The sequence below is a fragment of the Moritella marina ATCC 15381 genome (assembly GCF_008931805.1).
GTDB classification, from domain to species: Bacteria; Pseudomonadota; Gammaproteobacteria; order Enterobacterales; family Moritellaceae; genus Moritella; species Moritella marina.
This window is the reverse complement of record NZ_CP044399.1, coordinates 2,636,574-2,650,889: the sequence shown is the minus strand read 5'-3', so window position 1 is coordinate 2,650,889 and position 14,316 is coordinate 2,636,574. Positions and strand designations below refer to the sequence as shown.

The 14,316-nt window shown below is 41.7% G+C and carries 11 protein-coding genes; 5 read left to right on the top strand and 6 right to left on the bottom strand.

Features of this window, described 5'->3' with window-relative positions; translation table 11 throughout:
* Window positions 1-215 precede the first annotated feature (215 nt).
* Together FR932_RS11865 and FR932_RS11860 are read right to left on the bottom strand one after the other, a co-directional pair.
* On the bottom strand, window positions 216-1,256 hold the full coding sequence (locus FR932_RS11865; protein ID WP_019442944.1) for a GMP reductase: 1,041 nt from the start codon (window positions 1,254-1,256) through the stop codon (window positions 216-218).
* 513 nt (window positions 1,257-1,769) lie between these two features.
* A complete protein-coding gene (locus tag FR932_RS11860; RefSeq protein ID WP_019442943.1) occupies window positions 1,770-2,774 on the bottom strand; it encodes an ornithine cyclodeaminase in 1,005 nt (334 codons plus the stop codon).
* Window positions 2,775-3,045: 271 nt separating this feature from the next.
* Here FR932_RS11860 and FR932_RS11855 point away from each other — a divergent pair, with 271 nt between their 5' ends.
* On the top strand, window positions 3,046-3,666 hold the full coding sequence (locus FR932_RS11855; protein WP_019442942.1) for a TetR family transcriptional regulator C-terminal domain-containing protein: 621 nt from the start codon (window positions 3,046-3,048) through the stop codon (window positions 3,664-3,666).
* A 37-nt stretch (window positions 3,667-3,703) separates the two neighbouring features.
* Here FR932_RS11855 and FR932_RS11850 read toward each other — a convergent pair whose 3' ends face one another.
* The 4 genes from FR932_RS11850 to FR932_RS11835 form a co-directional block, all read right to left on the bottom strand.
* Window positions 3,704-4,555 (bottom strand): dimethylarginine dimethylaminohydrolase family protein, encoded by an 852-nt coding sequence (locus FR932_RS11850; RefSeq protein WP_019442941.1) that lies wholly within the window; start codon window positions 4,553-4,555, stop codon window positions 3,704-3,706.
* 130 nt (window positions 4,556-4,685) lie between these two features.
* The gene (ctlX, locus tag FR932_RS11845; RefSeq protein ID WP_019442940.1) at window positions 4,686-5,630 is read right to left on the bottom strand and encodes a citrulline utilization hydrolase CtlX; all 945 of its coding nucleotides are present in this window, start codon (window positions 5,628-5,630) and stop codon (window positions 4,686-4,688) included.
* A gap of 431 nt (window positions 5,631-6,061) precedes the next feature.
* Entirely contained in the window at window positions 6,062-7,198 is a 1,137-nt protein-coding gene (dapE, locus tag FR932_RS11840) for a succinyl-diaminopimelate desuccinylase (RefSeq protein ID WP_019442939.1), read from the bottom strand.
* 124 nt (window positions 7,199-7,322) lie between these two features.
* The gene (locus tag FR932_RS11835) at window positions 7,323-7,673 is read right to left on the bottom strand and encodes an ArsC family reductase (RefSeq protein ID WP_019442938.1); all 351 of its coding nucleotides are present in this window, start codon (window positions 7,671-7,673) and stop codon (window positions 7,323-7,325) included.
* 231 nt (window positions 7,674-7,904) lie between these two features.
* Between FR932_RS11835 and FR932_RS11830 the strand changes: the two genes are divergently transcribed.
* From FR932_RS11830 to lhgO, 4 genes are all read left to right on the top strand, one after another.
* Window positions 7,905-9,254, top strand: a complete 1,350-nt coding sequence (locus FR932_RS11830; RefSeq protein ID WP_019442937.1) for a sigma-54-dependent transcriptional regulator — start codon at window positions 7,905-7,907, stop codon at window positions 9,252-9,254.
* Window positions 9,255-9,754: 500 nt separating this feature from the next.
* A complete protein-coding gene (locus FR932_RS11825) occupies window positions 9,755-10,777 on the top strand; it encodes a TAXI family TRAP transporter solute-binding subunit (protein WP_019442936.1) in 1,023 nt (340 codons plus the stop codon).
* 67 nt (window positions 10,778-10,844) lie between these two features.
* Window positions 10,845-12,974: a TRAP transporter permease gene (locus tag FR932_RS11820; RefSeq protein WP_019442935.1), complete on the top strand. Its 2,130-nt coding sequence runs from the start codon at window positions 10,845-10,847 to the stop codon at window positions 12,972-12,974.
* Between the two features lie 16 nt (window positions 12,975-12,990).
* Window positions 12,991-14,280, top strand: coding sequence for an L-2-hydroxyglutarate oxidase (gene lhgO, locus FR932_RS11815; protein WP_019442934.1), 1,290 nt, complete (start codon window positions 12,991-12,993; stop codon window positions 14,278-14,280).
* Window positions 14,281-14,316 lie beyond the last annotated feature (36 nt).

The window sequence follows — 14,316 nt, the reverse complement described above, 5'->3', positions numbered from 1 at the left end:
CAGAACTGAGTCTACTTTATAGCTGAACGGGTATAGTGCTTTGGTAACACCAACAACTTGAATCAATTTTTGCTGCGAATAAGCAAAATTATAAATAGCCCAAAACGCAAAAAGGCGAGCATGATAATGGAACATTTATAATTAAATAAATCCACATCAATGCTCGCCTTTGTTAGCTTAAATACGCAATATTAAAATTGCATATTTACACCAATTTATTCTTTACCGAATACGTTGTTTTCTTGCTCAAGTACACGGATAAAGGTAGTACGCTTGCTTAGCTCTTTTAATGAAGCTGCGCCAACGTATGTACAAGTAGAACGTACGCCACCTAGGATATCAAAAACAGTGTTTTCGATTGGACCACGGTAAGGAACTTCTACAGTTTTACCTTCTGAAGCACGGTATTTAGCAACACCACCTGCGTGTTTATTCATCGCAGTTGTTGAGCTCATGCCATAGAATTTTTTCGTTTTCTTGCCATTAACTTCGCACAGCTCGCCGCCACTTTCGTCGTGACCAGCTAACATACCGCCAAGCATAACGAAGTCTGCGCCGCCGCCAAATGCTTTAGCAACATCACCAGCACAAGAACAACCACCGTCACCAACAACCATGCCTGAAAGGCCGTGAGCAGCGTCAGCACACTCGATGATTGCAGAAAGTTGTGGGTAACCAACACCTGTTTTAACACGTGTAGTACATACTGAACCAGGACCGATACCAACTTTGATGATATCTGCGCCAGACAGAATAAGTTCTTCTGTGATTTCACCAGTAACTACGTTACCAGCCATAATCGTTTTAGTTGGGTATGCTGAACGTACTTTACGTACGAAATCAATGAAAAATTCTGAGTAACCATTAGCTACATCGATACAGATAAACTGTAGACGATCATCTAATGCTAGAACTTGTTGAAGTTTTTCGAAATCTGAATCAGATGTACCTGTTGATACAAAGATATGGTCAAAGATTTCTGGGTTTGCTTCTAGGAATTCTTTCCATTCAGCGACAGTGTAATGCTTATGTACAGCTGTTAGCATTTTGTGTGCAGCAAGTTCTTTCGCCGCTTCAAATGTACCTACAGTATCCATGTTTGCAGCAATAACCGGTACACCTGTCCAAGTGTATTTGCTGTTAGGGAAAGTGAATGTACGCTCTAAGCTTACTTGTGAACGACTCTTAAGAGTTGAACGTTTTGGGCGGAAAAGTACATCTTTAAAACCTAGCTTCAATTCTTGTTCTATACGCATGACATCTATCTTCTGTTTGTCTGCACAGGCTCTTATTCTTACGCGATGCCATATAGCAGGCGCAAGGAAAACCCTAAATGAATGGGTTCATGGATGGTACTGTGCAAAAAATTATAAGGATTTTAGTTTAAGCGGTACAAGCGAATCGTGTGTGCGGGTAAGCCGCGTTTATCCAACGCGCTTATACGGACTGATATTAGTCTAAGGGTTGTTATCTTGTAAAGTCTTTATTTTCCGGTTGAAAGGGGGAAACTGTCATTTCTTGACTCAAAAGTCAGTATTTATGCGGCTCTAGAGGGGGTAATAATAATTAAAAATAATTTTAAACAAACAAATGGCTAACATTGGTGGGATTTATGAACCGTAAACATCTTTATATCACGCTAAAAAAGACCAAGCCCCACAGTATTGAATGCGAACTGTGGGTGCTTGGCCAAGGGTTTTATTATGAATGACGAACAGGAACCAACTAGCCGCGACAGGCTAGGCTCGTCATTTTAACGAGCTACGCTGTTATAGCAGCGAGAACAAGTTCTTCACATCGCTTAGATCTGGTATTAATTCCATTTCGCTGCCGATGTTGTGTTGCTTAGCTAGTTTGTAAACTAAACGTAGTACCGAGTAATCTTCTAGGGCGAAGCCTACTGAGTCATACAAGATAGTGCCGTCTGTTGCCACGTTCAGCGTTTTCTCGCCTTTAATAATCTCGTGTAGTTCTGTACACGTGAAGTCTGCACCCAGTTGTTGGATCTCACCTTCAACACGAGATTGCGGTAGGAACTCAACCACAATCGTTGCGCTTTCTACGAGTTCTTTTTCGATTTCAGTTTTACCAGGGCAATCACCGCCAAGACCGTTAATGAATACGTCTTTGCTGATCATGTCTTTAGTTAATACTGTTTGGTATTTTTTGTCTGCTGTACAAGTGGTAATTAAATCAGCACCTTGAACCGCTTCTCTTGCGTCTTTACACGGTGTTAGGCGAATATCAAAACGCGCCATGTTCTGCTCGAATTTACGCATTGCTGCAGGGTCGGTATCAAAGAAACGTACTTCTTTTAAATCAAAGATGAACGAGTAAGCAAGGAACTGGAATTCACTTTGTGCGCCAGTACCAATCAGCGCCAATACTTCAGAATCTTTCTTGGCTAAGTGCTTTGCAGCCATTGCAGATGTTGCCGCAGTACGGAAACCAGTAAGCAAGGTCATTTCTGAGAACATTAGCGGTTCGCCAGTTTCAGTTAACGATAATTGACCTGTCGCCATTACTGTCATTTTGTTTTGTGCTGGGTTTTTTGGGTGGCCATTTACGTATTTAAACGAGTACATTTCAGCATTCGAAATTGGCATTAATTCGATTACGCCGTCTTGAACGTGATTCGCAACACGTGGGCTTTTATCAAAGTCGTGCCAATTTTTATAATCTTCAGTCAATGTATCGTTAAGCTGAGCAAAAAAGTCTTGGTAGCCAACTTTCTCGATTATCGCTTTAATATCTTTTATCTCTAATACAATCATGGTGATCCTTGTTAAATTCCGTCTAGGGTAAAAGAGAAAAATCGAATTTTTCCATTACAATCATAGCTATATTAATAATAAACATATAAATCAATGAGTGGTTTATCTAATACGTTTTATAATTAAGATACACAGGTGTTATGCGTATCGGTTTAAGTGTTATGTGCATAAATTTAAGCTTATTAAATTGCCAGCATCACGCCCTAGGGGTATGATTAATTTTCATCTATTCGACTCACCTTATACTCAAATACGGATTAAATACCTGCCTATGCCAGCGAAAGGAACAAAAGGTAAAAACCGTAAACAAGAGTTAATCAATGCCACACTAGATTGCATTGCTAACGAAGGTTTACAAAAAACCACAGTACGTAATGTGGCTGAATATGCCAATGTCACCAACGGCCTGATCCGTTTTTACTTTTCTGGTAAAGACGAGATGCTACGGGCCGCGTATTCGGCATTACTCGAGATCATGTACGTTAACGCCCGTGTCGAAATTAACGACCAAGACGTGTGTGCTAAAACTCGATTGCAGCACTTTATTCAAGCGACGTTATCTGCGCCAATTGTGTCACCACGTACCGTATTGTTATGGGCTAATTTCTTACCGATGACGTACATCGACCCAGAAATGGCTGCCATTCGTACTAATGAATACGCTAAAACAACGAAGATATTAGCACCGTTGATTAGTGCGGCATTAGCCTCGGATGGCATCACAGTTGACCATCATGAATGTGAAATACTAGCTATTAAAATCAATGCTTTGATTGATGGTTTATGGCTAGAGGGCAGCATGGCCGCCTACAAATTCAAAGATAATGAACTGGTCAATATCGGTATCGACAGTGCATCTGCAATCTTGTCTATTAAGTTAGATAACATTTAATTTAATAGACATAATACAACGCACTGTCGGTAAATATTTAGTGACGTTCTAGTGGGAACGTCATGCAGTGTGGACCACCGCCTGTTTTCAAAATTTCCGTCGAATGCAACTCAAATACGGTGAAACCACGTTCACGTAATTGTGCGTTTACGTCTGTATTCGCGCTTAATGAGATGATGCGTTTGTTACCTAACGCTTGCAGATTACAGAAGTGCTTAAATACGCCTGCTTCTTCAATTTTAATTAAGTCGTAACCGGCTTCATCAAGGTAAGCTTGGAACTCGGGCGGTAAACCGTCGTAATAGGTTACGGCGGTCTTTTCTCCGACGATATTAAAGATCATATCAAGGTGTAGGTATTCTGGTTTCGAGTTAACCGAAATGATGGTGTAGCCTAATGGTTCAAGCTGCTCACGAATACTTTGGATGCCTTTTTCATCAGAACGTTGTAGCGTACCAATGGCGAGCGTTTTTTCATCAAGCTGCCAGAAATCACCACCTTCTAATACACCTTCATGGCAAGTCGCGATGATTGGCACGCCGAGTTCTGCCAGTTTTTCGGCATACAGTAGGCTTTCTGCGTGACGTACTTCTTCTTTAAAGCGGCCAAGTACATAACCTTCTTTAATGTTGAAACCAAAGTCACGGGCAAATACTTGGCTTGATAAATGTTCTGTCGGTGCAAGCACTTCAACATTAATACCGTTGCTTTCGTAAATGCTGATCAGCTCTTGGTGTTCGTTTAAGCATTTTTGTTGATCGATCTGCTCGCCTTTCTCTAACCAATCTTCCGCAATCTTGTTGATTGGTGAAAGATTCAGGTAGGTTGGCGAACAAAGTAATACTTGCTTCAATTCACCGGTCGCTGATTTTACATAACTGGTTTCCATAACCTTTTCCTTTTCCATAAGTCTTGTCTTTTTAATTAAAATTATTACTGGCTGAAGTAGCGTCATACTAACTGCGTATTGTTGCATTCAGACTGCGTTGCAGCTGCTTAGTCGGCTGCTTACGATTTAGTTACGTTCTTGGGCTGAGGTGGATCCCTGCGATCATGCAGCGAATAGAACCGCCAGCGAGTTCGATAGTTGGAACACTAAAGCCTAAAATTGTTGAATGTCGTTCGATGCGCTCTACTTGGTCTGGTGTTAATGCGTCTTTTGCACGTTGTGACATCACCAAGTGGCTTTTACCATTACCTGTTAACTCAATAGCGTTACCAGCAAAGTTATCAATTTGGTCAAAACTCAGTTCAATGACTTCGATGTCAGATTCTTCTAAACGTTGACGAACAGCAGCGCGACGAGCTTCATTTGGGATCATGTCCAAGCAAATAAGCGCGTATTTTGAAGCCACACACATCATTACATTAGTGTGATAAATTGCGGTTCCAGACGCATCTGCGGTTTCAAACGCCATTGGTTCGTATTGGAAGATAGCGCAGAAACGTTCTAAAATAACTTCGCTAGAACGGTTTGATTTAGCGGTATAGGCGATACGGTTAACGTTGTCTAATACCATTGCACCAGTGCCTTCAAGAAACAGGTTATCCCACTCTAAACCAGAGAAGTCGATAACGTCTTGTACACGATAGTGCGCTTTTAACATTTCAATAATGTCACTGCGACGTTCACGGCGGCGGTTTTGTGAATACATTGGGTACAAAGCAACGTGGCCGCCACTGTGGGTCGAGAACCAGTTGTTGGGGAATACTGAATCGGGTGTCTCACGATCACCAAAATCATCAAATACGTGGACGTTGATGCCGTGTTCGTTTAATCCTGCAACGACGATGTCAAATTCATTTTTAGCTTGCAGTGATATACCGCTACGATCTAACTCGAGTGAGTCTTGTTCATCGAGGCCAGTTTTTTGAAACGCATTATCGACTGCTGTTTCTGGGTTCGAGAAAAATTTCCACGGTCGAACCATCACTACTGAATTTGGCGCTTGGATTAAAGCCATACAACTTCCTTTTATGAAATCATGTTTAACAAACATGTCATTAACAACATTAAACAAATAGGTGTTTTGCAAAACTATGCAACTGCATAAACAATAATTCAGACATTGATTAAAGTCAATAAATCGGCGGCTTAATGATTGGGTGTTAAGGTCTATAAAGTGCCATAAACAGGTATTCTAAAGATGTTAATGTATTGTAAATATTGAATTTTTACTATTTGTTAATGGATTATAAAATTTGTTATGGAATGTGATGGGGTTATCGGTTTTATATAGCGGCTGGAGGTAGTAAGCTAGGTGATTGTGGTGTAAATATGGGGTGTTTGTGGTTTTTTACAGGGCCATAAAATGGCTTGAACTGAGTCCGTCCAAGCCATTTATGCGATAATTTCGCGTTACTTTACTCGCTATTCGAGTAAGAAAATAGCGCGTTACTTAGCTAATAATTTTACTAATGTTTGCTCGTAAATGTCTGCTAATTGCTCAATATCCGAGATCTTTACACATTCATTTACTTTATGAATAGTCGCGTTTACTGGCCCTAGTTCGACAACCTGTGCGCCAGTTGGTGCGATGAAACGTCCATCTGATGTGCCACCAGAAGTAGACAGTTCTGACGGATAACCACACACACTTTCAATTGAATCGGTGATTGCGTTTAACAAATTGCCCGGTTCAGTAAGGAAAGGTTGACCACTGTGGATCCAGCTGATCTCGTAGTTTAAGCCATGCTTTTCAAAGATGCCTTCAATACGGTATTTGATTAAATCCGCTGTTAGCTCTGTTGAATAACGCAGGTTAAACTGACACGTTGCTTCGCCTGGTACGATATTACTTGCACCTGCGCCACTGCGGATATCCGTGATTTGTAGTGTTGTTGCAGGGAAGTAGTCATTGCCTTGATCCCAGACCACTTGACTAAGTTCAGACAAGGCTGGGGCTAACTTGTGAATTGGGTTTTCGGCCAGGTGTGGGTAAGCCACGTGACCTTGAATACCTTTCACCACGATATCGCCAGTGAGTGAACCACGACGACCATTTTTAACGATGTCTCCGACTTTGTTGGTGCTTGATGGTTCGCCAACAATACACCAATCGATTTTTTCGTTACGGGCTTCAAGCGTATCAATTACACGCGTTGTGCCATTGATAAACGGGCCTTCTTCGTCACTTGTGATTAATAACGCAACCGAACCTTGGTGATCGGGATGGGCTTTAACGAAGCTTTCTACTGCCACTAAGAAAGACGCAATCGAACCTTTCATGTCTGCAGCGCCACGGCCGTGTAAGTAGCCATCGATAATAGTTGGTACGAATGGGTCGGTATCCCAATCTTCGATTTTACCGACAGGTACAACGTCGGTATGACCAGCAAAACAGAATACTGGCGCGGTGGTACCACGGCGAGCCCAAAGGTTAGTCGTGTCTTCAAATACCATGGTTTCGATAGTAAAACCCAGTTCTTCAAGACGGGTGATCATCATTTGCTGACAACCTGCATCTTCGGGGGTCACTGATTTACGGCTAAGTAGGTCTTTGGCAAGTTGTAGTACTAAACTGTCTGACATGAGTAATTCCTTTTTACAGCATTTTTTACAAGATATTGTTAGCGCTGACTTACGTGGTAAGCCAATGCTATAAGTAATTGATTTCTGGATAACGGTTAGTTACTTTACTTTTTATTGGTCTTATTTACTTAGCAAAAAGCGCCGCATAAGTGTCGGCTTTAAAGCCTAATGTCAGTTGACCATCGACATCCAAAATGGGACGTTTGATCATCGCTGGCTGTTCAATTAACAATTCAATTGCAGTCGCTTCTGTTAGTGCTGCTTTTTGTTCATCGCTTAATTGGCGGTAGGTGGTGCCACGTTTATTAACGACTTGTTCCCAACCTAGCGTTTCACACCAAGTGATCAGTTGTGCTTTATCTAAACCATTAACGCGGTGATCGTGAAATGTAAATTCAAGTTCGTTTGCTTCTAACCATTTCTTGGCTTTTTTAATAGTATCGCAGTTTTTAATTCCGTACATCACAGTCGTCATTTCAATTCCTATTGGCTTTCTATTTTTCTGTAAACGTTATACGACCAGTATAAATAACTGGCTGATAATTGGTAGTGTTAGTGATGGTAACAGTGCTGATTATCAGCGATTGTGTTGGATCTAAGCCCCGTGGATATTTTATGTCTGTAATTTGGGAGCTAGCTCCTTTCAAATCGTCGCGCTATTTCTTACTCTGTCAGCATTATTTATACAACACAGGACGTGGAATTTATGCCGCAACAATCAGTGATTCAGGTCGCGCTTATTGAAGACGACGAGATTGTGCGTTTGGCTATTAGCCAACGACTTCAGCTAGCAGGTTATGATGTTATTGAATGTGCTGATGGTGAGTCAGCATTAAACAGCATACCTGCGGCCTTTCCTGGTATTGTCATTTCTGATGTACGCTTACCTGATATCTCTGGGTTAGCACTGTTACCACAGTTATTAACAAGCAATCCAGCAATGCCGATTATTCTGATGACTGGCCATGGTGATATTAATATGGCCGTGAATGCACTGCGTGATGGTGCATTTGATTTCTTAGAGAAACCTTTCGATCCCGATAAACTCATTGAAACCGTCGGCTGTGCCATTGAAAAAAGGCAGTTACAACTCGGTGCCAACAAGCGTGAGGAGTATTTACAGCAGGCACAAGGGTTAGATCAGATCTTAATTGGCTCGAGTCCTGCCATGGTGGAGTTACGTCAACAGCTGGTTAAAATTGCGAATATTGATGCCAATGTCATTATCTATGGTGACACTGGTTGTGGTAAAGAGTTGGTCGCAGATTGTTTACATCAAGTCAGTTCACGCTCGCAGGGTAATTTTGTCGCGTTAAACTGTGCTGCAATACCTGAAGCATTATTTGAAAGCGAATTATTTGGTCATGAAGCTGGAGCGTTTACTGGAGCAATTAAAAAGCGTATTGGTAAACTAGAGTATGCAGATAAAGGTACTTTTTTTTTAGATGAAATCGAAAGTATGCCACTTAACATGCAGATAAAAATGTTACGTATTTTACAAGAGAAGCAAGTTGAACGTGTAGGCGGTAATAAGTCGATAGCGATTGATGTGCGGGTGATTGCTGCGGCCAAAGAAAGCTTGAAAGACAATGATGCTTTCCGCCAAGATCTGTTTTATCGTTTGAATGTCGCCCAATTATATTTGCCACCGCTGCGTGAGCGTGGCGAAGATATTTTATTGTTATTTGAGCATTACGTTAATTTGGCTAATACAAACGCTAAGCAGCTGTCGGGTATGGATGAAAAAACGTTATTGGCGTACGGTTGGCCAGGTAATGTGCGAGAGTTAATTAATGTGGCGACGCGTTTTGCCCTCGATGCGACGCTAAGTGTTGCTGATATTTTGCTGACTAAGCCGCTTGCCTGTATTGATACGGGCTCTAGTGAGTTATCACTGGCTATGCAAACCCAAAATTTTGAGCGTAAGGTTATTGATGAAGCGTTACGAACTCATAAAGGCAGTATTATTGAAGTGATGGATATGCTTGATTTACCACGCCGAACTTTGAACCAGAAAATGCAAAAGTATGACCTACAGCGTGCTGCTTATATTTAGTTAAGCGGTTTTATTCATCTCTTTCTTTATCTAGACGTCTATTTACTTATCTACCTTGTTAGGTCAGTGGCAATATGATTCAAGTGGCAATATCTTGCTTATTGCCACGAATTTATCCTCTCTTTGTACTTCTTTGATTGCATAACTTAAATTTATAGCTACCTCTTAAGTATATGTTTTAGGCGTTTTTATACTCCATTGCAGTGTTACATTATAAATCAATTATGTTTTTGTATTGTTAATGTGATGTTTATATCTTTAACAATATGATGAGCTGTTTTTTGCTCATATAAAATAACGCGATAGGCGTAATCTTGCTTGTTAATTCAGGTTTATTTATTTTAATCGTTATTTAACAGTGGTTTAAATTGTGGCATTGTTGTTGCAATATGTCATGTATAACGAAAGTGAGTAGGTTGCCTTGTATGAGAAAGCGCGGTGCAAAGTAATTTAGCGTAACAATAAAAATGAAATAAACAACAAAACAACAAGGAAAGAGCATGTTTAAAGGAATGTTAAAAAAATCATTATTAGTATCGAGTGTCATTCTTGGCTTAGTAACAACCTCTGCAGTCGCTGAACAGAAGCGCAGTTATATTCTTGCAACGGCATCGACGGGGGGGACTTATTATCCAGTGGGGGTGGCTTTAGCGACGTTAAGTAAAATTAAATTGGAGCCGAAATATAAATTTTCATTAGCGGCGATCAGCTCTGCCGGATCGGGTGAAAATATTAAATTACTCAGTGACAATGAAGCGCAATTTGCCATTTTGCAAGGTTTGTATGGTGCTTGGGCTTGGCAAGGTGAAGGACAATTTAAACAAAGTGGTCCACAGAAAGACCTGCGTTCGGTGAGTATGTTGTGGCAAAACGTAGAACATTTTGTAGTGCGCAGCTCGCTCGTTGAAACGGGCACCATGAGTGATTTAAGTAACTTAAAAGGTAAGAAATTTTCTATTGGTAAGAAGAACTCGGGTACTGAACATTCTGGTCGTCAGATCATGCGTGGCGTGCACGTCGATCCGAATAGCTTTAACTTAGCTTATTTAGGTTATAGCTCAAGTACTGACGCAATGCAAAATGGCGCGATTGATGGGATGAATATTCCTGCTGGTATGCCCGTTGGTGCGATCACACGTGCTTTTGCTGCGATGGGTGATGACATCTCTTTATTACAATTTACTGATAAGCAAATCAAACAAGCAAACAGCGAATATCCACTGTGGACTAAATTCACTATTCCAGCAAATACGTACCCAAGTCAGAGCAAAGCGGTTACCACTATTGCGCAACCGAATTTCTTAGCCGTGCGTGATGATGTATCAGAAGAAGATGTTTATCTGTTAACTAAAAATATCTATGAAAACCTACCCTTCCTAAACAGTATCCATAAAGCCACGAAAGCAATGGCGGTAGAAAAATCAATTAAAGGTCTGCCAGTACCATTACACCCTGGTGCTGTGCGTTATTATCAAGAAATTGGTTTAACAATCCCTGCTGAGCTATTACCGACGGCACTGTAACTGACGACGTTAAGTATTGATAAGAAGGACTGCTACCACGATGGTAGCAGTCAAAAAGGAATTTGTTATGGACAAGCAAGTCGAAGAAAAGTTAGAACAATTTGAGTCAGCCACCCGTACTGATTTCCCCTGGGTTACGGCGTTTATATCTGCCTGTGGTGTTGTGCTATCGGTTTTACATATTTGGTTTAATACCTTTGCCACGATCCCTGAGTTATGGGCATCAGCGACTCACTTCGCTGGATTTTCGGTTGTTTGTGCGTTGTGGTATCCAGCACATCGTAGTCTCAAAAGCAGTCGATTGGCACTGGGTGTTGATATCATTATTGCCCTCGCGGCACTTGCTTGTTTAGCCTATATCCCTTTTGCTGAAGATGCTTTGTATGAGCGTGGTGTACGCTTCATTACTAGTGATTGGGTGTTTTCGATCATGGCAATTATCATCGTACTAGAATTGATCCGCCGTACGATTGGTTGGTTTATTCCGGTGTTAATTGTTATTTCGTTAACTTATGTGGTGTGGTGGGGACAGTTAGTACCGGGCATGTTCCATTTCCCTGGATTAAGTTTAGAAACATTATTGTATCGTAGCTTTTATAGTTCAGAGGGTATGTTTGGGGCTATCTCGCGTATCAGCTGGAGCTTTGTGTTCATGTTCATCTTGTTTGGTGCTTTTTTGGTGCGATCTGGAGTCGGTGATTACATTATTAACTTGTCGCGTGCGGCGGCCAATAAAGTGATTGGTGGTCCGGGGTTTATTGCGGTATTAGCGTCAGGATTAATGGGGTCTGTATCTGGCTCGAGTGTGGCTAATACGGTATCAACGGGCGTTATTACTATTCCGTTAATGCGTAAAGCGGGTTTCCCTGCTCGTTTTGCTGCTGGTGTTGAAGCCGCTGCATCCACGGGTGGGCAAATTATGCCGCCAGTGATGGGGGCGGGCGCGTTTATTATGGCTTCTTATACGCAGGTGCCTTATGTCAGTATTATCGCGGTATCTGTTGTTCCGGCATTAATCTATTTTCTCTCCGTTGCATTTTTTGTACGCATCGAAGCCAAGCGCAGTAACATTCAACAAGTGAATGCGTCTGATGATTCATTCTCGACCGTATTTTTAGCGGGTTGGTATAATCTGATCCCACTTGGAGTATTGGTGTTTTTATTAGTGTCTGGATTTACCCCGACTTATTCAGCTGGTTTATCGATTATCTCGGTTGTGGTTGCATCTTGGTTATCACCCAATAAGATGGGATTCAGAGCGGTATTTGAAGCTTTAGAGCAAGGTGCTAAGAATATGGCGACGACGGCGGTATTACTGGTTGGTATTGGCTTAGTTGTTAATGTGATCAGCACGACGGGCGTGGGTAATACCTTTTCATTAATGATTAATGATTGGGCTGATGGTAGCTTGATGTTGATGCTAGCTTTGATCGCGTTGGCGTCACTAATCCTTGGCATGGGCTTACCCGTGACTGCGGCTTATATTGTTTTAGGCACGCTTTCAGCACCTGCGTTATATACGTTACTCGCCGAGAACCAGTTGGTACAAATGTTGATGGATGGGCAACTGCCTGCACAAGCACACGGTATATTCATGTTAGCCGCTCCGGAGCAAATAAGCGCATTAACTCAGCCGATGACACAAATACAAGCTGAAAGTTTATTAAGCTTGGTACCGAGTGATTTCATGGGGACGCTATTAGAGCAAGGTTTAGGGCTGGAGAAAGTGGCGTTAGCATTACTTTCTGCGCACTTAATTATTTTTTGGTTATCACAAGACAGTAATGTCACACCGCCCGTTTGTTTAACTGCATTTGCTGCCGCTACTATCGCTGGCACACCACCAATGCGTACAGGTTTAACGGCATGGAAGATCGCCAAAGGCTTATATCTTGTGCCGATACTCATGGCTTATACCTCGCTAGTGAGTTGGGATATGATGACGGTTATCACGGTGGGCTCTTTCGCTATCGTAGGGACTTATGCATTTATTGCCGGGATTGAAGGTTACCTAGAAAGTGAATTGAATATCCTCCAACGTGGATTTTCGTTATTACTTGGTTTAGCAATGACATGGCCTGATCTTCCTTTAGTATTAAGGGGCGTGGCGCTAGTTAGTTTCGTTGGCTTGTTTGTGTATACGAATCGCCGTTATAAACCTGTGGTGACAACATCTACCGCTGCAACGGCTTATTAAGGCAAAGGATAGTAATATGACGTTAACGACATCGAATGTGGCGACGGGGACGGATAACAATCACTATGATTACATTATTATCGGTGGTGGTATTGTCGGTGTTTCAACGGCTTGGCAGTTGCAACAGCGTGAGCCAGCAAAGCGTATCTTATTAATTGAAAAAGAAAGTAAGTTATCGCAACATCAAACCGGTCATAACAGTGGTGTGATCCATGCTGGTGTGTATTATGAACCCGGCAGTATGAAAGCCAATTTTTGTAAAGCCGGTGTAGCGGCGACGAAAGCATTTTGTGCTAAGCATGATATTCCGGTTGAAAATTGTGGGAAGCTACTGGTAGCAACCAATGCATTAGAGTTGCAACGTATGCAGGCATTGTATAAACGTTGTAGCGATAATGGCATTGAGGTTGAATTATTAGACGCTACGGGACTTGCTGAAAAAGAACCTCATATTACAGGATTAGGCGCAATTTTGGTGCCTTCTACCAGTATTGTTGATTACAGCTTAGTGACGGAAAAAATGGCGGAAGCGTTTTGTGCGCTTGGCGGTGAAATAGCCTTAGAAACTGAAGTCACCCATTTAATTGAAAGCAGTGAGCAGATTAATGTGCAATGCCAGCAGCAAGCGCTGTTGGGTCATTCTTTTAAAGGCCTGAACTATGTTACTAAATTCTTGATTACCTGTTCTGGCTTAATGGCGGATCGGGTGACTAAGATGCTGAACATTGATACTGAGTTTCAAATAATTCCCTATCGTGGTGAGTACTACCGTTTGCAGCCTCAGTATAACAATATTGTCAATCACCTGATTTATCCTATTCCCGATCCAGAACTGCCATTTTTGGGCGTACATTTAACCCGTATGATCGATGGTTCGGTGACGGTTGGCCCGAATGCCGTGCAAGGCTGGAAGCGAGAGGGCTATGGTAAAGTTAATATCAATTTACGCGATATTAGTGACATGCTGAAATTTCCTGGCTTTTGGCGAGTGAGTGCTAAAAACCTAAAAACTGGCTTAATTGAAACGAAGAATTCGTGGTGGAAACCGGGTTATTTGAAGCTGGTTAATAAATATTGTCCAGCGTTGAAAGTCTCTGATTTAGAAAATTATCCAGCGGGTATTCGCGCGCAAGCTGTGTTGAAAGATGGCAGTTTAGTACACGATTTCTTATTTGCCGAGAGCCCACGTAGTTTACATGTTTGTAACGCGCCATCACCTGCCGCCACGTCTGCGATCCCAATCGGTGATTACATTTGTAATAAAGTACATAATAAGAATCTAAGGCCTGCATTAGATGTAAATTAAATCGAGTGCATAAAGTCGTGTTTTAAAATTAGCTTT

Coding starts and splice junctions, on each gene's coding strand:
- FR932_RS11830 (WP_019442937.1), top strand. CDS start 7,905: ATGCCGCAACAATCAGTGATTCAGGTCGCGCTTATTGAAGACGACGAG.
- FR932_RS11820 (WP_019442935.1), top strand. CDS start 10,845: ATGGACAAGCAAGTCGAAGAAAAGTTAGAACAATTTGAGTCAGCCACC.
- FR932_RS11865 (WP_019442944.1), bottom strand. CDS start 1,256: ATGCGTATAGAACAAGAATTGAAGCTAGGTTTTAAAGATGTACTTTTC.
- FR932_RS11855 (WP_019442942.1), top strand. CDS start 3,046: ATGCCAGCGAAAGGAACAAAAGGTAAAAACCGTAAACAAGAGTTAATC.
- FR932_RS11860 (WP_019442943.1), bottom strand. CDS start 2,774: ATGATTGTATTAGAGATAAAAGATATTAAAGCGATAATCGAGAAAGTT.
- lhgO (WP_019442934.1), top strand. CDS start 12,991: ATGACGTTAACGACATCGAATGTGGCGACGGGGACGGATAACAATCAC.
- FR932_RS11850 (WP_019442941.1), bottom strand. CDS start 4,555: ATGGAAACCAGTTATGTAAAATCAGCGACCGGTGAATTGAAGCAAGTA.
- ctlX (WP_019442940.1), bottom strand. CDS start 5,630: ATGGCTTTAATCCAAGCGCCAAATTCAGTAGTGATGGTTCGACCGTGG.
- FR932_RS11835 (WP_019442938.1), bottom strand. CDS start 7,673: ATGACGACTGTGATGTACGGAATTAAAAACTGCGATACTATTAAAAAA.
- dapE (WP_019442939.1), bottom strand. CDS start 7,198: ATGTCAGACAGTTTAGTACTACAACTTGCCAAAGACCTACTTAGCCGT.
- FR932_RS11825 (WP_019442936.1), top strand. CDS start 9,755: ATGTTTAAAGGAATGTTAAAAAAATCATTATTAGTATCGAGTGTCATT.